We start from the raw sequence: 22493 nt of genomic DNA on the forward strand, positions 1-22493 counted from the left end.
CCGACGGGTACTCCCTGGTCCGGCACGTCCTGCTGGAGCGCGCGGGCCTCGCCCTGGACGCAGCCCGCCCCACCGATGGGGTCCGGCTGGATCAGCCGGCGGTGTACGCCGAGTCCTTCATGACGAAGGAGGCCAGCGCCGAGCCGTCGGCCGCGGACATCGCCGTGAAGGTGATACCGAGCTGGGAGGCCGCCTTGCGGGCCAGCTTGATGTCGTCCGCCGCCGTGACCTGGCCGCGCGGGATGCCGAAGCGGTAGGTCACCGTGGAGCCGTCGCTCGCCCGGACGTCGGTGAACTCCAGGCCGAGGGCGCGCACGTCGGCGAACGGACGCTCGGCGATGTCGTACTTGTAGACGCCGGTGGAACCGGTCACCGCGTCGACGGTGCCGCCGCCCATGAAGAACGGCAGCGTGTCCTCGTTGAACTGCAGCAGCGAGAACTTCAGCGTCAGGTCGCGGTCCGAGTACACGAAGTGCACCGGGCTGACGGCCTGCCAGACGTCGATCGGCTCCAGCTTGTCCTTCTTGCTGAAGGTGACGCCGTCACCGGTGGTGAAGCCGAGGTTCTTCCAGCTCGCCCAGTCGGTGGAGGAGTCGGTGGAGAAGGTCGTCGGGACCTTGGTGTCGGCGGTGGCGACGTACAGACGGCCTACGCCGGCGACGCGGATCTCGGACGAGTTGGTTCCTGCCATGGTGATGTCTCTCCTCGGGTGAAGGGTGGTGCGAAGGGGTGCCGCACCCGGCGGTTCCGGATACGGCGAAGGCCCCGCCGGGGTGGCGGGGCCTTCGGTCTGTGGGGCGGTGTCCCTCGCGGGACGTCCGGTACGCGTCAGTAGACGTCGAGGTACACCTTGTGGACGCTCACGTACCGGTTGGCCGCGTGGTAGAGGTAGTCGGGCAGCCAGCGCGGGCCGTCCTGTTCCTCCACCTCGGTGATGAGGTTGGTGCCGTACCGGCTGCCGGCCGTGGCCAGCAGCGCCCGGCGGGCCTCGTTGGCCAGGACGTGCGCGGCCTGCTTCGTCGGGCCGTACACCTCCAGCTCGATCAGCGGCTGGTCGACGTGGAGTTCGCCGACCCAGGCGCCGCCGCGCCGGTTGACGAGGACGGCGGCGGTCGTGCCGTTGAAGTCGGACGGGGGCTGGACGGTGACGAGGGCCGTCGCGAGCGCCGGGTCCTGCTTCAGGATGTCGACGACCAGGGCCTCGACGTCCGGGAAGGAACTCGGGGGTGTGGGTGTGGTCATTGCCGGGTCACCTCGGGGCTGCGGGGCGCGCGGGGCGCCGTGTGGGTGGCGGGCGCGGGGCCCGGGACCCCGGCACCGGAAGCGGTGACCGCCGGGCGGGCGCCGCGTGGGGCGGCGGGGGAGGCGCGGCGCCTCGGCCCGGCGGAGCGGCGCGGAGCCGTCCGTCCGGCCCTTCCGGGCTGCGGTCACAGCTCCGCCGCTGCACCAACTGTGACAGAGGAGCGTGCGCGCACGCAACTAATTCGGAAGGTTGATCCTCCTTCCGTGGCCCGGGAGGGGAAAACTGCAGTTGAACGCCCTGTGAGGGGTGGGGCCGCAGTTGTTCACGAGAGTGGTGCGAGGGGTGTGAAAAGAGCCCCAGACATGCCGATGCACCCGCCGGCCAGCGGGTGCGACGTTGTTCCGACGCGCGGGTGCCGTGCCTCCGAGGTGCGGCCGCCGGGGATCAGTCCACGGCGCCCGCCACGCCGGCGGCCGCCACCACCGGCACCCGCGCCTCCTCCGGAAGCTGCGCCACCGGCTCCGCCTCCTGCGGCAGGAACTGCTCGACCACCTTCACGAACATCTCGCGCCGGTCCGCGGGAATTCCGAGCAGCTCGGCGACCTCCTCCAGCGTGGGCCGACGGGCGAACTCGGCGCTGGGCGCGGGGGAGGCCAGGTGCTCATGAGGGTCCGCCAGTTCCTCGGCGGTCAGCCGGCCGGAGCGGATGAGCATCTCGCGCACCGGGACCCCGAGCACGCGGGCGAGCCGGCGTGTGGTCTCGAGGTCGGGCATGCTCTGCCGCTGCAGCAGGCGGGTGACGGCGGCGCGGTGCACCCCCGCCTCGTCCGCGATCTTCGACTTCCCGCCCCCGCGCGGACTGTCGATGTCGTATCCGCGGTCGCGCATGAGGTCCTCGACCCATGCGGCGAACGCGTCCAGATCCTGGCTGGTCATCTGTGTGCTCGCTTCCTTCGGAGGCCACGAGTTTAGCTTGCTTGCGCGCGCGGTATTACGTGCTTTCGTGCAAGCACTGTGAAGAAGCCGCGCAAAACGCGCAAGAGGGCCTCCGTGAAATAAGTTTGTTGCGAGCGCGCGCGCAATCTGTAAGTCTGGGCGCGCTTGTGCTCCAGCCGCCCACTTGAGGAGGCCCCATGTCCGTCTCCGGCTCGTGCCCACCGCACTCTCCGAGCGCTGCCGAACCCGCCCGCGTCCTCCCGCCGTTCGAACCGGCGGGCTGGCAGTCCGCCGCCGCCTGCGCGGGGCTGCCGCCCAAAGTCGTCTTCTCCAAGAAGATCAAGGAGGCCGCTCCCGCGCTGCGGGCCTGCGCCGGCTGCCCGGTCCGCCGCAACTGCGAGAAGGCGGTCGCCCCGGCCGACAACTGGTTCGACGGCGTCTGTGGTGGCCGCCTCTGGCGCCGCGGCCGTCCCGTCCAGCTCCCCGCCGACTTCGGTACGACGGCGGGCGCTCACCGTGCCGCCCCGGTCGCCGGCAGCCGTGCCGCCCGTGACGGAGGCCGCGTTGCCTGACCAGCGCCCGACGTCCGGCACCCGCCCGGCCTCCGACCACCGCCCGGCTTCCGACCCCCGCCCGCCGGCCCCCGACCGCGGCACCCCCACCGGTAACCACCCCACCGTCGGTAACCACCCCACCCCCGCCAACCACCCCACCCCCCACGATCACCCCACCCCCCACGACCGCCCCACCGCCCAGGCCGCCCTCTGGATCGGCATGCTCCTGCAGCAGTTCCCGGAGCTGGCCACCGAGCTCGCTCCCGGGCGCGCCGCACCGGGCCCCCGTGTCCCGGCCCCGCCGCCCGCCGATCTCGCCGAACGGCTCCGCGAGGAACGCGAGGAGGCCCTGCTCCTGCGGCAGCGGCACGGCCTGGTCGCCCCCGGACACAGCGCCGCCCCGCTGCGTCTGCACATCTCGGACACCATCCGTGACATCACCGACGGCGTGATCGAGCTGGAGGAGGCCGTCCGGGACCGGCTCGGCCTGCCCCGTGTCCGCAGGGCCCAGGTCCCCGAGCGGCTGCGCCGCATCGCCGAACTGCTCGACGGCGTGTCCGCCGACCCCGTCCTGGCCGCCCATGTGCGCGACGAGACCCGCCGCATGGCCCGCCGCTGCGCCCGCGCACTGGGGGACACCGAGACCGTCGTACGGGTGTCCGGGCGCTGCCCCTGGTGCGACTCGGTGTCGCTGCGGGCCTTCCCCGACCGCGACGCGGTGCTGTGCGTCAACCCCGGGTGCCGGTGCCCGGAACCGCTGTGCGGCTGCCACGACGACCCCGCCTACCGGCACACCTGGGACGCGGGGGAGTGGGAGCGTACGACGACCGAGGGGAAGGACGGCCGATGAGCGGCTGCGAGACGAGCGGCCGGCCGAACCCGGCCCTGCCCACCCTGCCCACCCTGATCCCCGGGCCCCTCGCGGCCCAGGAGGCGGGTGTCGCCCCCGCCACGATCCGCAAGTGGGTCCAGCTGGGGCATCTGACGGCGGCCGGCAAGGCGGGCCGGGCCCAGCTGTTCCGTCTGGAGGACGTCTTCGCGGCCGAGCGGGCGGCCCGCGGCACGGCCCGCCGGGCCCGCCGGGCGGGCGACGACGCGAACGCCGTCCCCTGCGGACCGAACGCCGTCCCCTGCGGACCGAACGCCGTCCCCTCCGGACCGAACGCCCCCTGACGCCCCTACGGAATCCCCAGCTCGAAGATCACGTAATGCGCGTACCACCCGGACGCCACCGCCGTCGTCGTGAAGAACACCGCCAGGCTCGGCCACTTCAGCCGGCTCATGGCGGCGGCCGGGGCGAGCAGCAGGGGGAAGGCGGGCAGCAGATAGCGGCCGGTGTTGCCGAACATCTGCTGGGTGCCCAGCACCGTCACGATGCCGGCCAGCGTGTACGCCACCAGCACCAGCGGCGGCTTCCTGCGCAGCATCAGCGCGATCAGGAACGGCAGCGCGATCACCACCTGCACGGCCAGCAGGTCGGGCGTGGAGAAGGCGAACAGATAGCCGTTGCGGCCGACCGCGATGTTGCGCAGCACGTCCAGCGTGTACGCGCCCCAGTCGAAGTAGTGCGCCCAGCCCTCGCGCTGCAGCGTGAAGTACGCCGTCAGGTTCCCCATGCTCAGGCCGACCCAGCCGACGTAGGTGAGCAGGCCGAGCGGCGCCGCGACCATCGCGTACACCGGCCCGGCGATCCCCTGTTCCCGCCGGCTGTCCCGGCGCGCCAGCGTGACCAGGGCGGCCAGCCCCACGGCGCCGATCAGTGCCGCCGAGGTCGGCCGGTTCAGCCCCGCGGCGAAGGCGAGCAGGCCGGCCGCGACCCAGCGGTGCCGCATCACGCAGTAGCAGGTCCAGGCGGCGAGCGCGACGAACAGGGACTCGGAGTACACCGCCCACTCGACGCCCGCCCCGGGCGCGACGGCCCACAGCCCCGCCGCGATCGTCCCCGCCCGGGCGCCGGCCAGCGTGGAGATCACGGCGTAGATGCCGGCGGCGGCCACGAAGGAGGCCACCACGGACACCAGGATCCCGGCCCCGGCCAGGCTCAGCCCCGTCACCTCGGACACGCCCCTGATCAGGCCCGGGTAGAGCGGGAAGAAGGCGACCGAGTTCTGCTGGACCGTGAAGACCCCGCCGGGGGGCAGCGGCTGCAGCGGCTTCGGGTCGTACCCGTGCCCGGCGACCTGGAGGTACCACCAGCCGTCCCAGGTCGACAGCACGTCCCACCAGTGGGCGCCGCCGCCGAAGCGCGGTTCCTTGTGCCGGTAGTCGCCCGCGTAGTCGAGCAGGTACGCGAAGACCGTGAGGCCGACGATCTTGGTGACGCCGAACAGGACGAGCGGGGGAAGATAGGGCCGGGCCGCGGGCGGGAGGGCCGGGCGGCGGCCGCGGCCGGACCGTGCGGTCCGCCCGTCACCGGGCACGGCGGGGTCCGCCGTCGTGTCCCTGGAAGCCGTGCTCATACGCTGGTCCCCCTCGGCCCTGCCGCTCATAAGATCACATCAGGGTGGCATGAGTGCGTCCGAAGAGCCGCCCGTGCGCGCCGAAGGGCCGTCAGCGCGCGGCGAAGGGGGAGGGGCCGGTGGCCGAGCGAACGTGCGTGACCGACCGGGACGACCTGACGGCGGAGCCGGTCGAGCTGTCCGTGGTCATACCGATGTACGACGAGGAGGAGGCGCTGCCCGCCCTCGTGAGCCGGCTCCGCCCGGTGCTCGACGGCCTGGGGGTGGCGTACGAGCTGGTGGCCGTGGACGACGGCAGCGCCGACCGCACCGCCGACCTGCTGGCGGCGTTCCGGCTCGGCTGGCCGGAACTGCGGGTCATCGGCCTGCGCCGGAACTCCGGTCACCAGGCCGCGCTGACCGCGGGGCTGGACCGGGCCATGGGCGCGTACGTCGTCAGCATCGACGCCGACCTGCAGGATCCGCCCGAGAAGATCCCCGAGATGCTGGACCTGGCGCGCGCCGAGGGGCTGGACATCGTCTACGGCATCCGCGCGGACCGGACCACCGACAGCGGGTTCAAGCGGTGGACGGCCGGCCTCTACTACCGGCTCGTGCGACGGCTGGCCGGGCCCTCCGTCCCCGCGCAGGCGGGTGACTTCCGGCTGCTCAGCCGGGCGGCCGTGGACGCCCTGAAGGCGCTCCCGGACCAGCAGCGCGTCTACCGGCTGCTGGTGCCCTGGCTGGGGTTCCCGAGCGGCGAGGTGACGTACGACCGGGCCCCGCGGACCGCCGGGCGCAGCAAGTACCCGCTGGGCCGGATGATCCGGCTCGCCGTGGACAGCGTCACCGGGTTCTCGGCGGCTCCGCTGCGGCTGGCCACCTGGCTCGGCGGGGTGGCCTTCGTCGTCTGCATCGGGCTGATGGGCTACACGCTGGGGGCGCACGCCCTGGAGCAGACGGTCCCCGGCTGGACGTCCCTGTTCACCGGGGTGCTGTTCATCGGCGCGGTGCAGCTGATCTGCGTGGGAATGCTCGGGGAGTACGTGGCACGCATCTATACGGCCGTACAGAACCGGCCGGCGTACTTCGTGCGGCACGACACGGCTCACGACACGGCTCACGACAGGCCTCACGGCACCGCGCGTGAGGGCGTGGAGGAGACCGTGCGCACCGGCGGCGGCCGTACCTGAGCACACGTGTCGAGGTGCGCGCGCACCGTCCGACTGTGATAATGATCCCCTGCCCGCCCCGTGACGTTGCTTTTGTTTTGACCGAAGTCTGTGGGCTGGGTACGCTCAGACCTTGTGCCTGGGGTGTGCCCTGGCTCCTGTGCGTGCCTGCAAACCGCATGGCGAGCCGCGATCGGCCACCGTAATCTGCGCCCTTTTCGCCTTGCGGCGGGAGTCTGGCGGATTCGACACACCCGACCGCGTGGGTCGGTGACGTTCCAGGTTAGCTGTACCTATCGGCACACAGAAACCGGAGAAGTAGTGCCTACGATCCAGCAGCTGGTCCGCAAGGGCCGGCAGGACAAGGTCGAGAAGAACAAGACGCCCGCACTCGAGGGTTCGCCCCAGCGTCGCGGCGTCTGCACGCGTGTGTTCACGACCACCCCGAAGAAGCCGAACTCGGCCCTGCGTAAGGTCGCGCGTGTGCGTCTGACCAGCGGGATCGAGGTCACCGCTTACATTCCGGGTGAGGGACACAACCTGCAGGAGCACTCCATCGTGCTCGTGCGCGGCGGCCGTGTGAAGGACCTGCCGGGTGTTCGCTACAAGATCATCCGTGGCTCCCTCGACACCCAGGGTGTCAAGAACCGCAAGCAGGCCCGTTCCCGCTACGGCGCCAAGAAGGAGAAGTAAGAATGCCTCGTAAGGGCCCCGCCCCGAAGCGCCCGGTCATCATCGACCCGGTCTACGGTTCTCCTCTGGTCACGTCGCTCATCAACAAGGTGCTGCTGAACGGCAAGCGCTCCACCGCCGAGCGCATCGTCTACGGCGCCATGGAGGGTCTGCGTGAGAAGACGGGCAACGACCCGATCATCACGCTGAAGCGCGCGCTGGAGAACATCAAGCCGACCCTCGAGGTCAAGTCCCGCCGTGTCGGTGGCGCCACCTACCAGGTTCCGATCGAGGTCAAGCCCGGTCGTGCCAACACCCTGGCGCTGCGCTGGCTCGTCGGTTACTCCCGCGCCCGTCGCGAGAAGACGATGACCGAGCGTCTGCTCAACGAGCTTCTCGACGCTTCGAACGGCCTCGGTGCGGCCGTCAAGAAGCGCGAGGACACGCACAAGATGGCCGAGTCCAACAAGGCCTTCGCGCACTACCGCTGGTAGTCGCTACCCACATCGAGACCGAGAGAAGACTGAAGCCTTATGGCTACCACTTCACTTGACCTGGCCAAGGTCCGCAACATCGGGATCATGGCCCACATCGACGCGGGCAAGACGACCACCACCGAGCGGATCCTGTTCTACACCGGTGTGTCGTACAAGATCGGTGAGGTCCACGACGGCGCTGCCACCATGGACTGGATGGAGCAGGAGCAGGAGCGTGGCATTACGATCACGTCTGCTGCCACCACCTGCCACTGGCCGCTGGAAGACGTCGACCACACCATCAACATCATCGACACCCCGGGTCACGTCGACTTCACCGTCGAGGTGGAGCGCTCCCTGCGCGTGCTCGACGGTGCCGTGACGGTGTTCGACGGCGTCGCCGGCGTGGAGCCCCAGTCCGAGACGGTGTGGCGTCAGGCGGACCGCTACGGCGTTCCGCGTATCTGCTTCGTCAACAAGCTCGACCGTACCGGTGCCGAGTTCCACCGCTGCGTCGACATGATCTCTGACCGCCTCGGCGCTCAGCCGATCGTGATGCAGCTCCCGATCGGTGCCGAGGCCGACTTCAAGGGCGTCATCGACCTCGTGACGATGAAGGCCCTGGTCTGGTCCGCCGAGGCCACCAAGGGCGAGATGTACGACACCGTCGACATCCCGGACACGCACACCGAGGCTGCCGAGGAGTACCGCGGCAAGCTGCTCGAGGCCGTGGCCGAGAACGACGAAGAGATCATGGAGCTGTACCTGGAGGGCAACGAGCCCTCCGTGGAGCAGCTGTACGCCGCGATCCGTCGTATCACCATCGCGTCCGGCAAGGGCACCGGCACCACCGTGACCCCGGTGTTCTGCGGTACCGCGTTCAAGAACAAGGGCGTCCAGCCCCTGCTCGACGCGGTCGTGCGCTACCTGCCGTCCCCGGTCGACATCGAGGCCATCGAGGGCCACGACGTCAAGGACGCCGAGGTCGTCGTCAAGCGCAAGCCGTCCGACGACGAGCCGCTGTCGGCGCTGGCGTTCAAGATCATGAGCGACCCGCACCTCGGCAAGCTCACCTTCGTCCGGGTGTACTCGGGCCGCCTGGAGTCCGGCTCCTCGGTGCTGAACTCCGTCAAGGGCAAGAAGGAGCGCATCGGCAAGATCTACCGCATGCACGCCAACAAGCGTGAGGAGATCGAGTCGGTGGGCGCCGGCGACATCGTCGCCGTCATGGGCCTGAAGCAGACCACCACCGGTGAGACGCTGTCCGACGACAAGAACCCGGTCATCCTGGAGTCCATGGACTTCCCGGCGCCGGTCATCCAGGTCGCCATCGAGCCCAAGTCGAAGGGCGACCAGGAGAAGCTGGGCGTCGCGATCCAGCGCCTGGCCGAGGAGGACCCGTCCTTCCAGGTCCACTCGGACGAGGAGACCGGCCAGACCATCATCGGTGGTATGGGCGAGCTGCACCTCGAGGTGCTGGTCGACCGTATGCGCCGTGAGTTCAAGGTCGAGGCCAACGTCGGCAAGCCGCAGGTGGCCTACCGCGAGACGATCCGCAAGGCCGTCGAGCGCGTCGACTACACCCACAAGAAGCAGACCGGTGGTACCGGTCAGTTCGCCAAGGTGCAGATCGCGATCGAGCCGATCGAGGGCGGCGACGCCTCGTACGAGTTCGTGAACAAGGTGACCGGTGGCCGTATCCCGAAGGAGTACATCCCTTCGGTCGACGCCGGTGCGCAGGAGGCCATGCAGTTCGGCATCCTCGCCGGTTACGAGATGACCGGCGTGCGCGTCATCCTGATCGACGGTGGCTACCACGAGGTCGACTCCTCCGAGCTCGCCTTCAAGATCGCCGGCTCGCAGGCCTTCAAGGAGGCCGCGCGCAAGGCTTCGCCCGTGCTGCTCGAGCCGATGATGGCCGTCGAGGTCACCACGCCCGAGGACTACATGGGTGAGGTCATCGGCGACATCAACTCCCGCCGTGGCCAGATCCAGGCCATGGAGGAGCGGGCTGGTGCCCGCGTCGTGAAGGGTCTCGTGCCCCTCTCGGAGATGTTCGGTTACGTCGGCGACCTGCGCAGCAAGACGTCCGGCCGCGCCAGCTACTCCATGCAGTTCGACTCCTACGCCGAGGTTCCGCGGAACGTCGCCGAGGAGATCATCGCGAAGGCCAAGGGCGAGTAACGCACCGCGTTCGCACGCTTTAGGCTTGACTCCGGAGCCTCAAGGGGCATTCAGCCACAATCCTGGATGAATGCCCCGGGTTCCGGGCTTCCCAGCAAAGATCACCTGGCGCCGATGAAGTAAGGCGTACAGAACCACTCCACAGGAGGACCCCAGTGGCGAAGGCGAAGTTCGAGCGGACTAAGCCGCACGTCAACATCGGCACCATCGGTCACATCGACCACGGTAAGACGACCCTCACGGCCGCCATTACCAAGGTGCTGCACGACGCGTACCCGGACCTGAACGAGGCCACCCCGTTCGACAACATCGACAAGGCGCCCGAGGAGCGTCAGCGCGGTATCACCATCTCCATCGCGCACGTCGAGTACCAGACCGAGGCGCGTCACTACGCCCACGTCGACTGCCCGGGTCACGCGGACTACATCAAGAACATGATCACCGGTGCCGCGCAGATGGACGGCGCGATCCTCGTGGTCGCCGCCACCGACGGCCCGATGCCGCAGACCAAGGAGCACGTGCTCCTGGCCCGCCAGGTCGGCGTTCCGTACATCGTCGTCGCCCTGAACAAGGCCGACATGGTGGACGACGAGGAGATCCTGGAGCTCGTCGAGCTCGAGGTCCGTGAGCTCCTCTCCGAGTACGAGTTCCCGGGCGACGACGTTCCGGTCGTCAAGGTCTCCGCTCTGAAGGCCCTCGAGGGCGAGAAGGAGTGGGTGGACTCCGTCCTCAACCTGATGAAGGCTGTCGACGAGTCCATCCCGCAGCCGGAGCGCGAGGTCGACAAGCCGTTCCTCATGCCGATCGAGGACGTCTTCACGATCACCGGTCGCGGTACGGTCGTCACCGGCCGTATCGAGCGTGGTGTCCTGAAGGTCAACGAGACCGTCGACATCATCGGCATCAAGACCGAGAAGACCACCACCACGGTCACCGGTATCGAGATGTTCCGCAAGCTGCTCGACGAGGGCCAGGCCGGTGAGAACGTCGGTCTGCTGCTTCGCGGCATCAAGCGCGAGGACGTCGAGCGCGGCCAGGTCATCATCAAGCCGGGCTCGGTCACCCCGCACACCGAGTTCGAGGCGCAGGCCTACATCCTGTCCAAGGACGAGGGTGGCCGCCACACGCCGTTCTTCAACAACTACCGTCCGCAGTTCTACTTCCGTACGACGGACGTGACCGGCGTGGTGACCCTCCCCGAGGGCACCGAGATGGTCATGCCGGGTGACAACACCGAGATGAAGGTGGAGCTCATCCAGCCCGTCGCCATGGAAGAGGGCCTGAAGTTCGCCATCCGTGAGGGTGGCCGCACCGTGGGCGCCGGCCAGGTCACCAAGATCGTCAAGTAAGTTCCGCTTGCTTGAGGGTCACTTAACGACCTGAAGGTCTCTGACCTGCGAGAGGCCCGTACGACTTCGGTCGTACGGGCCTCTTCGCTATGTCGGGCCACTGTTGTGGTAAGGCTAGGCTTCGCAGCGTTCCTCGTGGGGCCGTCCTCATCCTGATCCTGCTCGGCGCGAGCTAGTCTAGCTAGCCTAGCTGGGGATATGTCCCGAGGTCGGAGTCGCTCCAGGCCCCGGCCGCGGAGAGATGATCGGTGGGTGTCCGCCGAGAGTGGACGCGTCCTGGCCGAGGCATTAGTACTGCAATCACAGTTAGGGGATGTGTCCACGTCGTTTGTAGTGGCTGTTGCGGGCGCGTGTCTGGCTGAGTCGTCGCCAGTGTGACCAGTGCAGATGGTGGCGGATAGTGAGGTGGGCGGGCTGGAGGAGGTGGCCGATGAGGCGTCGTATCTCTGCCACGGACAGTGGTATCAGGCCACCGCTCGTTCCCCTTTTGCGAGTTCGTGGGCGCGGACGGCGGTGAGGGCGGCGAGGGCGGCCATGGCGAGGGTGATGTGCCGGTACCAGGCGTGGTAGAGGCGGACCTGGCAGTGATCCAGGCCACACTCGCCCTTGGCGCTCTGGAAGCATTCCTCGACGGCCCAGCGAGTGCCGGCCACCCTGGCCAGGTCTTTCAGGCGGGTTCCCTGGGGGCCGTAGCAGACGCAGTAGGCGAGGTCAGCCGGGTCCGTCAGGCTGCGGCGGGCCAGGACCCAGTGGCCATAGCCGTTCTCCCACCAGATCCGGATCGGGGTCCTGGCCCACTGGTACATGCGCTCACCGTGGGACCCTTTCCCGGCGGACAGGCGCTTCCAGGCCTGTGACGCAAGGCCGGCCACGAGGTCGTCGACACGGCGTTCCCCCGCGCCGCGAGTGATGACGTGTCGCTGGTCTTCACACACATCACGTGGCTGATGGCCCGCTGTTCCATCCACGACCGGAGGGATTTCGACTGTCCGTAGGCCTCGTCCGCGGTGACCCACGCGAACGGCACGCCAGCCTGAACGGCCCTCAGGATTATGGCCTTGAAGTGCTCGGTCTTCGTCGCGAACCACCTCGTCCGGGATGCCAGCCTGCCGGCACCGCTCACGGTCGTCCGTCCAGGAGGCAGGCACGTAAAGCTCCCGGTCGATCAGGGCCCGGCCCCTGGCCGAGGTATAGGCGAGAAAGGTGCCGACCTGGCAGTTCTCCGTCCGTCCGGGGGATTGCACTTCAATTACTGCTTGCTGAGGCGGAGTTGACGGAATGGTGGACCATGAGTGTGCGCCCGCCCGTCGCGGTGTTACGAGCCAAGTTCGAACGGATCCTGCCGCATCTCGATGAACGCCGCCGTCGGCTCTACTTGGCCAGTGAGGCCGCAGCCATCGGTCATGGCGGGATCGCCCTGGTGGCTGCCGCTTCCGGAACCAGCACCGCCACCGTCTCCGGCGGTCTGACCGAACTGGCAAAGAACCCGGTGCCGACCAGTCGGGTCCGGGCACAGGGCGCCGGCCGCAAGCCGTTGACCGTCACCGACCCCGGCCTGCTGACGGCTCTGGGGGCGCTGATCGAGCCCCACACCCGAGGTGATCCCGTCTCCCCGCTGCGATGGACCACCTTGTCGCTGCGGGCCCTGGCCTCGACTCTGACGTCACAGGGCCATCCGGTCAGTGCCGCAACGGTCGGGCGCCTGCTGCACGGCCTCGGCTATAGCCTGCAGGGCACCGTCAAGGCCACCGAGGGCGCCAGCCATCCGGACCGCGACGCCCAGTTCGCCCACCTGAACGCCACGGCCACCGCCTTCCTCGACGACGGGCAGCCGGTGATCAGCGTCGACACCAAGGCCAAGGAATGGCTCGGCAACCGAGACCGGCCCGGTCGCACCTGGCGGCCGGGCAAGAACCCGATCAAAGTCGACTGCCACACCTTCACCACCAGCGACCAAGCGGTCGCCATCCCATATGGGATCTACGACATCGCCACCAACACCGGCTGGGTCAACGTCGGGACCGACCACGACACCGCCGAGTTCGCGGTGGAGCCCATACGCCGCTGGTGGCAGCGCCGCGGACAGGTGCACTACCCGGACGCAACCCGGTTGCTGATCACCGCCGACGCCGGCGGCTCGAACGATCCCCGCCGCTGGACCTGGAAGAAACACCTGGCCGCCTTCGCCCTGGAGAGCGGCTTGGAGATCACGGTCTGCCACTTTCCGCCGGGTACGTCGAAATGGAACAAAATCGAACACCGAATGTTCTGTCACATCATCGCGAACTGGCTCGGCCGGCCACTGACCAGCTACCAGGTCGTCATCGAAACTATCGCCGCGACGACCACACGCACCGGGCTGACCATTGGCGCCGAGCTGGACACCGGCAGCTACCGCCTGGGCACCACGGTGACCGCCGCCGAGTTCCAGGCCCTGCCGATCACGCCCGACGCGTTCCACGGCGACTGGAACTACACCCTGGCGCCACTCCCGCCCCGAACGCCACAGACGGCGGCGCCCGCCCGGCGGATCGACCCCGACTTGACCACGAGGCTCAGCAATCCGGCCCTGACCGGCATGCCGCGGTCCGACTTCGAACGCCTGGTGGCAGTCTCCGAGCCGCACTGGGACGCCCTGGCCGAAGCGGCCTTCCAGCGACGCTTCCACCGTCCGCGCAGTTACCTCCGCCCGCAGACCAGCAGCCTGGACCACTACCACCGCCTCCTGGCAGCGCTCTTACGCCGACGCAGGGTGATCACCAGCACCCTCCTGGCCCAGCTGCTGGGCGTTACCCGCACCAACCGCTCTTGGACCTGCATCGCATCGCCGTTACACCGCTGCCTGGGGCGCCCGCCCGGACCCTCGAACAGCTTCGAGTTCGCTTGCCTGACGAGGACCATCCGGAAGATCAATGCTGACAGTTATTCAGAGACAAGCCCCGGCCGTGCCGGAATACTGCCGTTGCACGCCCGCGGAGCGCACACCCTTCTTCAGAAAGCCGGTGTCGTCGCCGATCAGGACCGCCCCTTTATCGCCGATCGACTCGACGACGTAGTCCCGCACATCGTCACGGACCTTGTCCGCGTCCCAGTCCGCCTCGCCCAGCAGACGCTGCATCCCGATCGGCAACCGATCACCGGCCCGCTCCGCCAGCGTCCAGCCGTTCTTCCGCTTCAACCGCGCGATCAGGCCCCGCATATACGCAACAGCCCGCCCCCGCGGCTCCGACCTCACGAAACGCGACGCGAACCGGGCATGCAACCCCGCCAGCACCCCATCCCACTCCTCAACCAGCCCCACCCCGAGCTCAGTCATGCCCCAACTCAACCACACACAACTGTGATTGCCGTACCGGCCGATATTTCTCGACCTGCTCGATCTCGGCAGACGGCAGGCCAGCGCCGATTGGCCCCTTGTAGTCAGCGCACCGCAGTGCGGATCAGCGGTCACCGAGCGTTTCCGCCTCTATGCGGGGCGCCGACGACGTTGTACAGCAATGGGGAGTCGCAGCCGGGCGTGCGACCGTGGGCGGCGTTGGTGGCCAGATCGGCGACAATCTGCGTCGCTCGCTCCACGGGTATTTGCCACGTATAGAGTTGCCGGTCGACCAGCAGGTGTGTGGCGGGCGCACGGGGAACGAGGGGGAGAGAAGCCGGATGACCGTCGATCCGTCGGCCGGGGACATGTCTGCCGAGGAGGCCGCCGAGGAGGCCGCGGTCCCGGCCGCAGGGGAGCGGGGCGACGCGCGCCGGATACCGGGCGGGCGGGGTACTGGGCCTTGGGCTGGGTGTTCCTCGCGCTCGTGCTGTGGGCGGTGGTGTACGTCCTGCTCGTCTCGGACTACGCGCCTGGGACCGAGTCCTACGGCGGCCGGTAGAACCTGTGCCGGGGGCCGCTCGTCGAGGCGTGGCCCCGGGACGAGATCTGCCGCGACGATCGGTGGCGCCAGTGGCCGGCGCTGCTGGGGATCTCCGCCGTCGCGGTCATCGCCTCGGTGGTCGCGGGAAGCGTGGCGGTCCACGCCAAGCTGCTGTCCCGCCCGGGCGGTCCGGCGCGGGAGGCGCCCCGCGTTTGACCTTCGTCACGGCCGGGGTAATGTCTACGGCTCGATTGGCGGTCTGCCTGCCCCATATGGCAGACTGTCCGAGTTGCTCGGTCGAGTGTTGATGCTGCGCGCCTCCCGCCGGGAGGACCGGAAGCGAGTCCCACAGTACTCGTCGCCCTAACTGCCTGATGGCAGCACTGGGGCGGACGTACGGGAATCTTCCGGGAAGCGTGAGTGCAGCACCGGCCAGGCGCCCGGTGGGCCCAAGGTCCCCGGTCCGCGGTTCCGGAAGGGCCGTCGCATTCCCAGGCAGGGATGTTCGAACAAGGGACATCTGTGTCAGCGAAAGCGCGACACGCCCGACCGCGTGGGTCGGAGAGCAGGAGTGGAACACCGGGTTCCAGAGCGTGAGAAGACAAAGGACTACTGAGTAGCCATGGCGGGACAGAAGATCCGCATCCGGCTCAAGGCCTACGACCACGAGGTCATCGACTCCTCGGCGAAGAAGATCGTCGAGACGGTGACCCGCACTGGTGCGTCGGTCGCGGGCCCGGTGCCGCTGCCCACTGAGAAGAACGTGTACTGCGTCATCAAGTCGCCGCACAAGTACAAGGACTCGCGCGAGCACTTCGAGATGCGCACGCACAAGCGCCTGATCGACATTCTCGACCCGACTCCCAAGACCGTTGACTCTCTGATGCGACTCGACCTCCCGGCCGGTGTCGACATCGAGATCAAGCTCTGAGGCTGGTGGGCTGAGAATGGCTAAGCAGATCAAGGGCATCCTGGGCGAGAAGCTCGGCATGACGCAGGTGTGGGACGAGAACAACCGTGTTGTTCCGGTCACCGTCGTCAAGGCCGGCCCCAACGTCGTCACCCAGGTCCGTACGAACGATGTCGACGGCTACGAGTCCGTCCAGATCGCTTTCGGCGAGATCGACCCGCGCAAGGTGAACAAGCCCCTCAAGGGTCACTTCGCCAAGGCCGACGTCACTCCCCGCCGCCACCTCGTCGAGATCCGTACCGCTGACGCCAGCGAGTACACCCTCGGCCAGGAGATCACCGCCGAGGTGTTCGAGGCCGGCATCAAGGTCGACGTGACCGGCAAGAGCAAGGGCAAGGGCTTCGCCGGTGTCATGAAGCGTCACAACTTCAAGGGCCTCGGCGCCGGACACGGCACCCAGCGCAAGCACCGCTCGCCCGGTTCCATCGGTGGCTGCGCCACCCCGGGCCGCGTGTTCAAGGGCCTCCGCATGGCGGGTCGCATGGGCAACGAGCGGGTCACCACCCAGAACCTGACCGTCCACGCCGTTGACGCGGAGAAGGGTCTGCTGCTCATCAAGGGCGCGGTTCCCGGTCCGAACGGCGGCCTCGTCCTGGTCCGCACCGCGGCCAAGGGGGCCTGAGGTAACCGATGAGCACTGTTGACATCCTTTCGCCGGCTGGCGAGAAGGCCGGTTCCGTCGAGCTCCCCGCGGAGATCTTCGACGTGGAGAAGATCAGCATCCCGCTGATCCACCAGGTCGTCGTCGCGCAGCTGGCCGCTGCCCGTCAGGGCACGCACAAGACCAAGACCCGTGGCGAGGTCCGTGGTGGTGGCAAGAAGCCGTACCGCCAGAAGGGCACCGGCCGCGCCCGTCAGGGCTCGACCCGCGCGCCGCAGTTCGCCGGCGGTGGCGTCGTCCACGGCCCGCAGCCGCGTGACTACTCGCAGCGGACCCCGAAGAAGATGAAGGCCGCGGCCCTGCGCCACGCCCTCACCGACCGGGCCCGCCACAACCGCATCCACGTCGTCTCCGGCGTGGTCGAGGGCGCGAACCCCAGCACGAAGGCCGCCAAGTCGCTGTTCGGCAAGATCTCGGAGCGCAAGAACCTGCTCCTGGTCGTCGACCGCGCCGACGAGGCCGCGTGGCTGTCCGCCCGCAACCTGCCCCAGGTCCACATCCTGGAGCCGGGCCAGCTGAACACGTACGACGTTCTCGTCTCGGACGACGTGGTCTTCACCCAGGCCGCTTTCGAGTCCTTCGTGTCTGGCCCCAAGGCCGCTGACACCGAAGGGAGCGAGGCCTGATGGCTACGCGTCACCCGAGCATTGCCTCCAAGGCGGCCAAGGCCGCCAAGGCCGCGCGCGTCGCCAAGGCGCGTCGCCACGCCACCGAGGGCAAGAACACCGTCGAGACCCCGCTGAGCAAGTCGTACACGGACCCCCGTGACGTCCTGCTGAAGCCGGTCGTCTCCGAGAAGAGCTACGCGCTTCTCGACGAGAACAAGTACACGTTCATCGTCGACCCGAACGCCAACAAGACCCAGATCAAGCAGGCCGTCCAGGCGGTCTTCTCGGTCAAGGTCACCGGGGTCAACACGATCAACCGCCAGGGCAAGCGCAAGCGCACGAAGACCGGCTTCGGTCAGCGTGCCGGCAGCAAGCGCGCGATCGTGACCCTCGCCGAGGGCGACCGTATCGACATCTTCGGCGGTCCGACCGCCTAAGGGCGGTCCGGATCGTCCGATATCGGACGAGGACTGAGAAATGGGAATCCGCAAGTACAAGCCGACTACGCCGGGCCGTCGTGGCGCCAGCGTCGCCGACTTCGTCGAGGTCACGCGGTCCACGCCGGAGAAGTCGCTGGTCCGCCCCCTGCACAGCAAGGGCGGCCGTAACAACGCCGGTCGTGTGACCGTTCGCCACCAGGGTGGCGGACACAAGCGCGCCTACCGAGTGATCGACTTCCGTCGTCACGACAAGGACGGCGTGCCGGCGAAGGTCGCGCACATCGAGTACGACCCCAACCGCACCGCGCGCATCGCGCTGCTGCACTACGCCGACGGCGAGAAGCGCTACATCCTCGCCCCGCGCAACCTGCAGCAGGGTGACCGCGTCGAGAACGGTCCCGGGGCCGACATCAAGCCGGGCAACAACCTGGCCCTCCGCAACATCCCGGTCGGTACCACGATCCACGCGATCGAGCTCCGTCCCGGTGGCGGTGCCAAGTTCGCCCGCTCCGCCGGTGCCTCCGTGCAGCTGCTCGCGAAGGAGGGCTCGATGGCCCACCTGCGCATGCCGTCCGGTGAGATCCGCCTGGTCGACGTCCGCTGCCGCGCCACCATCGGTGAGGTCGGCAACGCCGAGCAGAGCAACATCAACTGGGGCAAGGCCGGCCGTAAGCGGTGGCTGGGCGTTCGCCCGACCGTCCGTGGTGTCGTCATGAACCCGGTCGACCACCCGCACGGTGGTGGTGAGGGCCGGACCTCCGGTGGTCGCCACCCTGTGTCCCCGTGGGGCAAGAAGGAAGGCCGTACTCGTTCGCCCAAGAAGGCGTCGAACAAGTACATCGTCCGCCGCCGCAAGACGAACAAGAAGCGCTAAGGACGGGTTGAGATGCCTCGTAGCCTGAAGAAGGGGCCCTTCGTCGACGACCACCTGATCAAGAAGGTGGACGCCCAGAACGAAGCCGGCACCAAGAACGTCATCAAGACCTGGTCCCGTCGCTCCATGATCGTCCCGGCCATGCTGGGCCACACGCTCGCGGTGCACAACGGCAAGACCCACATCCCGGTGTTCGTCACCGAGTCGATGGTCGGCCACAAGCTCGGCGAGTTCTCGCCGACCCGCACCTTCCGGGGCCACGTCAAGGACGACCGGAAGTCGAAGCGCCGCTAGTAGCGGATCGCATTCAGACACGTAAGTAACTGAGAGGGACAACCATGGAAGCCAGGGCCCAGGCGCGGTACATCCGCGTTACGCCCATGAAGGCCCGCCGCGTGGTGGACCTTATCCGTGGCATGGATGCCACGGAGGCTCAGGCTGTTCTGCGATTCGCTCCGCAGGCAGCCTCCGTGCCGGTCGGCAAGGTGCTCGACAGCGCCATCGCCAACGCCGCGCACAACTACGACCACACCGACGCCGACAGCCTCTTCATCTCCGAGGCGTACGTCGACGAGGGCCCGACCCTGAAGCGGTTCCGGCCGCGTGCCCAGGGCCGTGCCTACCGGATCCGCAAGCGGACCAGCCACATCACCGTGGTCGTCAGCAGCAAGGAAGGAACCCGGTAATGGGCCAGAAGGTTAACCCGCATGGGTTCCGGCTCGGTGTCACGACCGACTTCAAGTCGCGTTGGTACGCCGACAAGCTGTACAAGGACTACGTCAAGGAAGACGTCGCCATCCGTCGGATGATGACGTCCGGCATGGAGCGCGCCGGCATCTCGAAGGTCGAGATCGAGCGCACCCGTGACCGCGTGCGTGTGGACATCCACACCGCTCGTCCGGGCATCGTCATCGGCCGCCGTGGCGCCGAGGCCGACCGCATCCGCGGCGACCTCGAGAAGCTCACGGGCAAGCAGGTCCAGCTGAACATCCTCGAGGTCAAGAACCCCGAGACCGACGCTCAGCTGGTTGCCCAGGCCGTTGCCGAGCAGCTCTCCTCCCGCGTCTCCTTCCGCCGCGCCATGCGTAAGAGCATGCAGTCGGCGATGAAGGCCGGCGCCAAGGGCATCAAGATCCAGTGCGGCGGCCGCCTCGGCGGCGCCGAGATGTCCCGCTCGGAGTTCTACCGCGAGGGCCGCGTGCCCCTGCACACGCTCCGCGCGAACGTGGACTACGGCTTCTTCGAGGCCAAGACGACCTTCGGCCGCATCGGCGTGAAGGTCTGGATCTACAAGGGCGACGTCAAGAACATCGCCGAGGTCCGCGCCGAGAACGCTGCGGCCCGTGCGGGTAACCGCCCGGCCCGTGGCGGTGCCGACCGCCCGGCCCGTGGTGGCCGTGGTGGCGAGCGGCGCGGTCGCAAGCCGCAGCAGGCTGCCGGCGCCGAGGCCCCCAAGGCCGAGGCCCCCGCCGCCGCTCCGGCTGAGAGCACCGGAACGGAGGCCTGACCGTCATGCTGATCCCCCGTAGGGTCAAGCACCGCAAGCAGCACCACCCGAAGCGCAACGGTATGTCCAAGGGTGGCACGCAGGTTGCGTTCGGCGAGTACGGCATCCAGGCGCTGACCCCGGCCTACGTCACGAACCGCCAGATCGAGGCGGCTCGTATCGCGATGACCCGTCACATCAAGCGTGGCGGCAAGGTCTGGATCAACATCTACCCGGACCGTCCCCTCACCAAGAAGCCTGCCGAGACCCGCATGGGTTCCGGTAAGGGTTCTCCGGAGTGGTGGATCGCCAACGTCAAGCCCGGACGTGTGATGTTCGAGCTGTCGTACCCCAACGAGAAGATCGCCCGTGAGGCGCTCCTTCGCGCGGCCCACAAGCTGCCGATGAAGTGCCGGATCGTCAAGCGCGAGGCAGGTGAAGCGTGATGTCGGCCGGTACCAAGGCGTCCGAGCTGCGCGAGCTGGGCAACGAGGAGCTTCTGGCGAAGCTCCGCGAGGCCAAGGAAGAGCTGTTCAACCTCCGCTTCCAGGCGGCGACGGGCCAGCTCGAGAACCACGGTCGGCTGAAGGCCGTCCGTAAGGACATCGCGCGGATCTACACCCTGATGCGTGAGCGCGAGCTGGGCATCGAGACGGTGGAGAGCGCCTGATGAGTGAGAGCAACGTGACTGAGCAGACTGCAGAGGCCCGCGGCTTCCGCAAGACCCGCGAGGGTCTCGTCGTCAGCGACAAGATGGACAAGACCGTCGTCGTCGCCGTCGAGGACCGCGTCAAGCACGCGCTGTACGGCAAGGTCATCCGCCGTACCAACAAGCTCAAGGCGCACGACGAGCAGAACGCCGCGGGTGTCGGCGACCGCGTCCTCCTCATGGAGACCCGGCCGCTGTCCGCGACGAAGCGCTGGCGCGTCGTCGAGATCCTCGAGAAGGCCAAGTAATTCATCCTGCGGGGCATCCCTCGCAGGACAGTTCCGCCAGGCTCCGGGAGCCGCTTCGCTGAGCGGCTCCCGGGGAACCGGCAGACAAACAGGAGATAGACGTGATCCAGCAGGAGTCGCGACTGCGCGTCGCCGACAACACTGGTGCGAAGGAGATCCTTTGCATCCGTGTGCTCGGTGGCTCCGGTCGCCGCTACGCGGGCATCGGTGACGTCATCGTCGCCACCGTCAAGGACGCGATCCCCGGCGGCAACGTGAAGAAGGGTGACGTCGTCAAGGCGGTCATCGTTCGCACCGTCAAGGAGCGCCGCCGTCCGGACGGCTCGTACATCCGCTTCGACGAGAACGCCGCCGTCATTCTGAAGAACGACGGCGACCCTCGCGGCACCCGTATCTTCGGCCCGGTCGGCCGTGAGCTGCGCGAGAAGAAGTTCATGAAGATCATCTCGCTCGCGCCGGAGGTGCTGTAAGCATGAAGATCAAGAAGGGCGACCTGGTCCAGGTCATCACCGGTAAGGACAAGGGCAAGCAGGGCAAGGTCATCGCGGCCTACCCCCGCGAGGACCGCGTCCTGGTCGAGGGTGTCAACCGGGTCAAGAAGCACACCAAGGCCGGTCCGACCGCTCGCGGTTCGCAGGCCGGGGGCATCGTCACCACCGAGGCGCCGATCCACGTCTCCAACGTCCAGCTGGTCGTTGAGAAGGACGGCAACAAGGTCGTCACGCGTGTCGGTTACCGCTTCGACGACGAAGGCAACAAGATCCGCGTTGCCAAGCGGACGGGTGAGGACATCTGATGGCTACCACCACCACTCCGCGTCTGAAGCAGAAGTACCGCGAGGAGATCGCGGGCAAGCTGCGTGACGAGTTCAAGTACGAGAACGTCATGCAGGTTCCCGGCCTCGTCAAGATCGTGGTCAACATGGGTGTCGGCGACGCCGCCCGTGACTCGAAGCTGATCGAGGGCGCGATCCGCGACCTGACCACCATCACCGGTCAGAAGCCGGCCGTCACCAAGGCCCGCAAGTCCATCGCGCAGTTCAAGCTGCGTGAGGGCCAGCCGATCGGTGCCCACGTCACGCTTCGTGGCGACCGCATGTGGGAGTTCCTGGACCGCACCCTGTCGCTCGCGCTGCCGCGCATCCGCGACTTCCGCGGCCTGTCCCCCAAGCAGTTCGACGGCCGTGGCAACTACACCTTCGGTCTCACGGAGCAGGTCATGTTCCACGAGATCGACCAGGACAAGATCGACCGTACCCGGGGCATGGACATCACCGTGGTCACCACGGCGACCAACGACGCTGAGGGCCGCGCGCTCCTTCGTCACCTCGGCTTCCCGTTCAAGGAGGCGTGAGCGAGATGGCGAAGAAGGCTCTGATTGCCAAGGCTGCTCGCAAGCCCAAGTTCGGTGTGCGTGGCTACACGCGCTGCCAGCGCTGCGGCCGTCCGCACTCCGTGTACCGCAAGTTCGGCCTCTGCCGCGTGTGCCTTCGTGAGATGGCTCACCGTGGCGAGCTGCCGGGCGTGACCAAGAGCTCCTGGTAATCCCCGTAATCAGGGATTTCCGGAGCTCTCGGTAAGCATCTGGGTCGGCAGGGGCCCTTCTCCACATGC

The 22493-nt window shown here is 68.1% G+C and carries 27 protein-coding genes and 4 pseudogenes; 24 read left to right on the forward strand and 7 right to left on the reverse strand.

What is annotated here, in order from left to right:
- Nucleotides 1-91: 91 nt before the first annotated feature.
- The 3 genes from AB0N17_RS35735 to AB0N17_RS35745 form a co-directional block, all read right to left on the reverse strand.
- Nucleotides 92-691 carry a phage tail protein gene (locus AB0N17_RS35735; RefSeq protein ID WP_366015811.1) on the reverse strand — a complete coding sequence of 200 codons (600 nt, stop codon included), beginning with the start codon at nt 689-691 and terminating at the stop codon, nt 92-94.
- A gap of 137 nt (nt 692-828) precedes the next feature.
- On the reverse strand, nt 829-1242 hold the full coding sequence (locus tag AB0N17_RS35740) for a hypothetical protein (protein ID WP_366015812.1): 414 nt from the start codon (nt 1240-1242) through the stop codon (nt 829-831).
- A 445-nt stretch (nt 1243-1687) separates the two neighbouring features.
- Nucleotides 1688-2179 carry a helix-turn-helix transcriptional regulator gene (locus AB0N17_RS35745; protein WP_366015813.1) on the reverse strand — a complete coding sequence of 164 codons (492 nt, stop codon included), beginning with the start codon at nt 2177-2179 and terminating at the stop codon, nt 1688-1690.
- Nucleotides 2180-2376: 197 nt separating this feature from the next.
- Here AB0N17_RS35745 and AB0N17_RS35750 point away from each other — a divergent pair, with 197 nt between their 5' ends.
- From AB0N17_RS35750 to AB0N17_RS35760, 3 genes and pseudogenes are all read left to right on the forward strand, one after another.
- On the forward strand, nt 2377-2751 hold the full coding sequence (locus AB0N17_RS35750; protein ID WP_366015814.1) for a WhiB family transcriptional regulator: 375 nt from the start codon (nt 2377-2379) through the stop codon (nt 2749-2751).
- A gap of 202 nt (nt 2752-2953) precedes the next feature.
- Nucleotides 2954-3583 (forward strand): hypothetical protein, encoded by a 630-nt coding sequence (locus AB0N17_RS35755; RefSeq protein WP_366015826.1) that lies wholly within the window; start codon nt 2954-2956, stop codon nt 3581-3583.
- A pseudogene (locus AB0N17_RS35760) lies at nt 3580-3792 on the forward strand (hypothetical protein); the annotation flags it as partial. The gene AB0N17_RS35755 and the pseudogene AB0N17_RS35760, both read left to right, overlap by 4 nt.
- Before the next feature lie 119 nt (nt 3793-3911).
- Here AB0N17_RS35760 and AB0N17_RS35765 read toward each other — a convergent pair.
- Nucleotides 3912-5192: a glycosyltransferase family 39 protein gene (locus tag AB0N17_RS35765; RefSeq protein WP_366015815.1), complete on the reverse strand. Its 1281-nt coding sequence runs from the start codon at nt 5190-5192 to the stop codon at nt 3912-3914.
- 119 nt (nt 5193-5311) lie between these two features.
- On the opposite strand from AB0N17_RS35765, the gene AB0N17_RS35770 reads away from it, so the two are divergent.
- The 5 genes from AB0N17_RS35770 (at nt 5312) to tuf (ending at nt 11024) form a co-directional block, all read left to right on the forward strand.
- Nucleotides 5312-6364: a glycosyltransferase family 2 protein gene (locus AB0N17_RS35770; protein WP_366015816.1), complete on the forward strand. Its 1053-nt coding sequence runs from the start codon at nt 5312-5314 to the stop codon at nt 6362-6364.
- A gap of 300 nt (nt 6365-6664) precedes the next feature.
- On the forward strand, nt 6665-7036 hold the full coding sequence (gene rpsL, locus AB0N17_RS35775) for a 30S ribosomal protein S12 (protein WP_003948652.1): 372 nt from the start codon (nt 6665-6667) through the stop codon (nt 7034-7036).
- A gap of 2 nt (nt 7037-7038) precedes the next feature.
- The gene (gene rpsG / locus AB0N17_RS35780) at nt 7039-7509 is read left to right on the forward strand and encodes a 30S ribosomal protein S7 (protein WP_003992340.1); all 471 of its coding nucleotides are present in this window, start codon (nt 7039-7041) and stop codon (nt 7507-7509) included.
- A 39-nt stretch (nt 7510-7548) separates the two neighbouring features.
- Nucleotides 7549-9675 carry an elongation factor G gene (gene fusA / locus AB0N17_RS35785; protein WP_366015817.1) on the forward strand — a complete coding sequence of 709 codons (2127 nt, stop codon included), beginning with the start codon at nt 7549-7551 and terminating at the stop codon, nt 9673-9675.
- 155 nt (nt 9676-9830) lie between these two features.
- On the forward strand, nt 9831-11024 hold the full coding sequence (gene tuf, locus AB0N17_RS35790) for an elongation factor Tu (protein ID WP_366015818.1): 1194 nt from the start codon (nt 9831-9833) through the stop codon (nt 11022-11024).
- 464 nt (nt 11025-11488) lie between these two features.
- Here the strand turns inward: tuf and AB0N17_RS35795 are convergent, their stop codons facing one another.
- Nucleotides 11489-11830 carry a hypothetical protein gene (locus tag AB0N17_RS35795; RefSeq protein WP_366015827.1) on the reverse strand — a complete coding sequence of 114 codons (342 nt, stop codon included), beginning with the start codon at nt 11828-11830 and terminating at the stop codon, nt 11489-11491.
- Nucleotides 11749-12268, reverse strand: a pseudogene (locus tag AB0N17_RS35800) (transposase). Before AB0N17_RS35800 ends, AB0N17_RS35795 begins: the two are co-directional and overlap by 82 nt.
- A gap of 44 nt (nt 12269-12312) precedes the next feature.
- On the opposite strand from AB0N17_RS35800, the pseudogene AB0N17_RS35805 reads away from it, so the two are divergent.
- Nucleotides 12313-13829, forward strand: a pseudogene (locus AB0N17_RS35805) (ISAzo13 family transposase); the annotation flags it as partial.
- A gap of 133 nt (nt 13830-13962) precedes the next feature.
- On the opposite strand, the pseudogene AB0N17_RS35810 reads toward AB0N17_RS35805, so the two are convergent.
- Nucleotides 13963-14340: pseudogene (locus tag AB0N17_RS35810) on the reverse strand (transposase); the annotation flags it as partial.
- Between the two features lie 1166 nt (nt 14341-15506).
- Between AB0N17_RS35810 and rpsJ the strand changes: the two are divergent.
- The 15 genes from rpsJ (at nt 15507) to AB0N17_RS35885 (ending at nt 22424) form a co-directional block, all read left to right on the forward strand.
- The gene (gene rpsJ, locus AB0N17_RS35815) at nt 15507-15815 is read left to right on the forward strand and encodes a 30S ribosomal protein S10 (protein WP_003948644.1); all 309 of its coding nucleotides are present in this window, start codon (nt 15507-15509) and stop codon (nt 15813-15815) included.
- A gap of 16 nt (nt 15816-15831) precedes the next feature.
- Nucleotides 15832-16476, forward strand: a complete 645-nt coding sequence (gene rplC, locus AB0N17_RS35820) for a 50S ribosomal protein L3 (RefSeq protein ID WP_020135811.1) — start codon at nt 15832-15834, stop codon at nt 16474-16476.
- A gap of 8 nt (nt 16477-16484) precedes the next feature.
- Entirely contained in the window at nt 16485-17141 is a 657-nt protein-coding gene (gene rplD / locus AB0N17_RS35825; protein ID WP_366015819.1) for a 50S ribosomal protein L4, read from the forward strand.
- Nucleotides 17141-17560, forward strand: coding sequence for a 50S ribosomal protein L23 (gene rplW / locus AB0N17_RS35830; protein ID WP_145886671.1), 420 nt, complete (start codon nt 17141-17143; stop codon nt 17558-17560). The genes rplD and rplW overlap by 1 nt, the downstream gene beginning before the upstream one ends.
- A 40-nt stretch (nt 17561-17600) precedes the next feature.
- The gene (gene rplB, locus AB0N17_RS35835) at nt 17601-18437 is read left to right on the forward strand and encodes a 50S ribosomal protein L2 (protein WP_031167077.1); all 837 of its coding nucleotides are present in this window, start codon (nt 17601-17603) and stop codon (nt 18435-18437) included.
- Between the two features lie 12 nt (nt 18438-18449).
- Nucleotides 18450-18731: a 30S ribosomal protein S19 gene (gene rpsS / locus AB0N17_RS35840; RefSeq protein ID WP_003992359.1), complete on the forward strand. Its 282-nt coding sequence runs from the start codon at nt 18450-18452 to the stop codon at nt 18729-18731.
- A 44-nt stretch (nt 18732-18775) separates the two neighbouring features.
- A complete protein-coding gene (gene rplV / locus AB0N17_RS35845) occupies nt 18776-19123 on the forward strand; it encodes a 50S ribosomal protein L22 (protein ID WP_003974262.1) in 348 nt (115 codons plus the stop codon).
- Nucleotides 19123-19944 (forward strand): 30S ribosomal protein S3, encoded by an 822-nt coding sequence (gene rpsC / locus AB0N17_RS35850; protein ID WP_014674374.1) that lies wholly within the window; start codon nt 19123-19125, stop codon nt 19942-19944. The genes rplV and rpsC overlap by 1 nt, the downstream gene beginning before the upstream one ends.
- 5 nt (nt 19945-19949) lie before the next feature.
- Nucleotides 19950-20369: a 50S ribosomal protein L16 gene (gene rplP / locus AB0N17_RS35855; protein ID WP_030174541.1), complete on the forward strand. Its 420-nt coding sequence runs from the start codon at nt 19950-19952 to the stop codon at nt 20367-20369.
- Nucleotides 20369-20593, forward strand: coding sequence for a 50S ribosomal protein L29 (gene rpmC, locus AB0N17_RS35860; protein ID WP_003974259.1), 225 nt, complete (start codon nt 20369-20371; stop codon nt 20591-20593). Before rplP ends, rpmC begins: the two co-directional genes overlap by 1 nt.
- Nucleotides 20593-20880 (forward strand): 30S ribosomal protein S17, encoded by a 288-nt coding sequence (rpsQ, locus tag AB0N17_RS35865; protein ID WP_003992363.1) that lies wholly within the window; start codon nt 20593-20595, stop codon nt 20878-20880. Before rpmC ends, rpsQ begins: the two co-directional genes overlap by 1 nt.
- 101 nt (nt 20881-20981) lie before the next feature.
- Nucleotides 20982-21350 carry a 50S ribosomal protein L14 gene (gene rplN, locus AB0N17_RS35870; protein ID WP_003998823.1) on the forward strand — a complete coding sequence of 123 codons (369 nt, stop codon included), beginning with the start codon at nt 20982-20984 and terminating at the stop codon, nt 21348-21350.
- Between the two features lie 2 nt (nt 21351-21352).
- Nucleotides 21353-21676 (forward strand): 50S ribosomal protein L24, encoded by a 324-nt coding sequence (gene rplX, locus AB0N17_RS35875; protein ID WP_030671805.1) that lies wholly within the window; start codon nt 21353-21355, stop codon nt 21674-21676.
- Nucleotides 21676-22233 (forward strand): 50S ribosomal protein L5, encoded by a 558-nt coding sequence (gene rplE, locus AB0N17_RS35880; RefSeq protein ID WP_061920719.1) that lies wholly within the window; start codon nt 21676-21678, stop codon nt 22231-22233. The genes rplX and rplE overlap by 1 nt, the downstream gene beginning before the upstream one ends.
- Nucleotides 22234-22238: 5 nt before the next feature.
- The gene (locus AB0N17_RS35885) at nt 22239-22424 is read left to right on the forward strand and encodes a type Z 30S ribosomal protein S14 (protein WP_003948630.1); all 186 of its coding nucleotides are present in this window, start codon (nt 22239-22241) and stop codon (nt 22422-22424) included.
- Nucleotides 22425-22493 lie beyond the last annotated feature (69 nt).

The organism is Streptomyces sp. NPDC051133 (genome assembly GCF_040682635.1).
In the GTDB taxonomy this organism is placed as follows: domain Bacteria; phylum Actinomycetota; class Actinomycetes; order Streptomycetales; family Streptomycetaceae; genus Streptomyces.

Bases quoted from the DNA above. Each gene is read 5' to 3' on its own strand.
- AB0N17_RS35735 (WP_366015811.1), bottom strand. From the start codon at position 691: ATGGCAGGAACCAACTCGTCCGAGATCCGCGTCGCCGGCGTAGGCCGT.
- AB0N17_RS35740 (WP_366015812.1), bottom strand. From the start codon at position 1,242: ATGACCACACCCACACCCCCGAGTTCCTTCCCGGACGTCGAGGCCCTG.
- AB0N17_RS35745 (WP_366015813.1), bottom strand. From the start codon at position 2,179: ATGACCAGCCAGGATCTGGACGCGTTCGCCGCATGGGTCGAGGACCTC.
- AB0N17_RS35750 (WP_366015814.1), top strand. From the start codon at position 2,377: ATGTCCGTCTCCGGCTCGTGCCCACCGCACTCTCCGAGCGCTGCCGAA.
- AB0N17_RS35755 (WP_366015826.1), top strand. From the start codon at position 2,954: ATGCTCCTGCAGCAGTTCCCGGAGCTGGCCACCGAGCTCGCTCCCGGG.
- AB0N17_RS35765 (WP_366015815.1), bottom strand. From the start codon at position 5,192: ATGAGCACGGCTTCCAGGGACACGACGGCGGACCCCGCCGTGCCCGGT.
- rpsG (WP_003992340.1), top strand. From the start codon at position 7,039: ATGCCTCGTAAGGGCCCCGCCCCGAAGCGCCCGGTCATCATCGACCCG.
- fusA (WP_366015817.1), top strand. From the start codon at position 7,549: ATGGCTACCACTTCACTTGACCTGGCCAAGGTCCGCAACATCGGGATC.
- AB0N17_RS35795 (WP_366015827.1), bottom strand. From the start codon at position 11,830: ATGTACCAGTGGGCCAGGACCCCGATCCGGATCTGGTGGGAGAACGGC.
- rpsJ (WP_003948644.1), top strand. From the start codon at position 15,507: ATGGCGGGACAGAAGATCCGCATCCGGCTCAAGGCCTACGACCACGAG.
- rplC (WP_020135811.1), top strand. From the start codon at position 15,832: ATGGCTAAGCAGATCAAGGGCATCCTGGGCGAGAAGCTCGGCATGACG.
- rplD (WP_366015819.1), top strand. From the start codon at position 16,485: ATGAGCACTGTTGACATCCTTTCGCCGGCTGGCGAGAAGGCCGGTTCC.
- rplW (WP_145886671.1), top strand. From the start codon at position 17,141: ATGGCTACGCGTCACCCGAGCATTGCCTCCAAGGCGGCCAAGGCCGCC.
- rplB (WP_031167077.1), top strand. From the start codon at position 17,601: ATGGGAATCCGCAAGTACAAGCCGACTACGCCGGGCCGTCGTGGCGCC.
- rpsS (WP_003992359.1), top strand. From the start codon at position 18,450: ATGCCTCGTAGCCTGAAGAAGGGGCCCTTCGTCGACGACCACCTGATC.
- rplV (WP_003974262.1), top strand. From the start codon at position 18,776: ATGGAAGCCAGGGCCCAGGCGCGGTACATCCGCGTTACGCCCATGAAG.
- rpsC (WP_014674374.1), top strand. From the start codon at position 19,123: ATGGGCCAGAAGGTTAACCCGCATGGGTTCCGGCTCGGTGTCACGACC.
- rplP (WP_030174541.1), top strand. From the start codon at position 19,950: ATGCTGATCCCCCGTAGGGTCAAGCACCGCAAGCAGCACCACCCGAAG.
- rpmC (WP_003974259.1), top strand. From the start codon at position 20,369: ATGTCGGCCGGTACCAAGGCGTCCGAGCTGCGCGAGCTGGGCAACGAG.
- rpsQ (WP_003992363.1), top strand. From the start codon at position 20,593: ATGAGTGAGAGCAACGTGACTGAGCAGACTGCAGAGGCCCGCGGCTTC.
- rplX (WP_030671805.1), top strand. From the start codon at position 21,353: ATGAAGATCAAGAAGGGCGACCTGGTCCAGGTCATCACCGGTAAGGAC.
- rplE (WP_061920719.1), top strand. From the start codon at position 21,676: ATGGCTACCACCACCACTCCGCGTCTGAAGCAGAAGTACCGCGAGGAG.
- AB0N17_RS35885 (WP_003948630.1), top strand. From the start codon at position 22,239: ATGGCGAAGAAGGCTCTGATTGCCAAGGCTGCTCGCAAGCCCAAGTTC.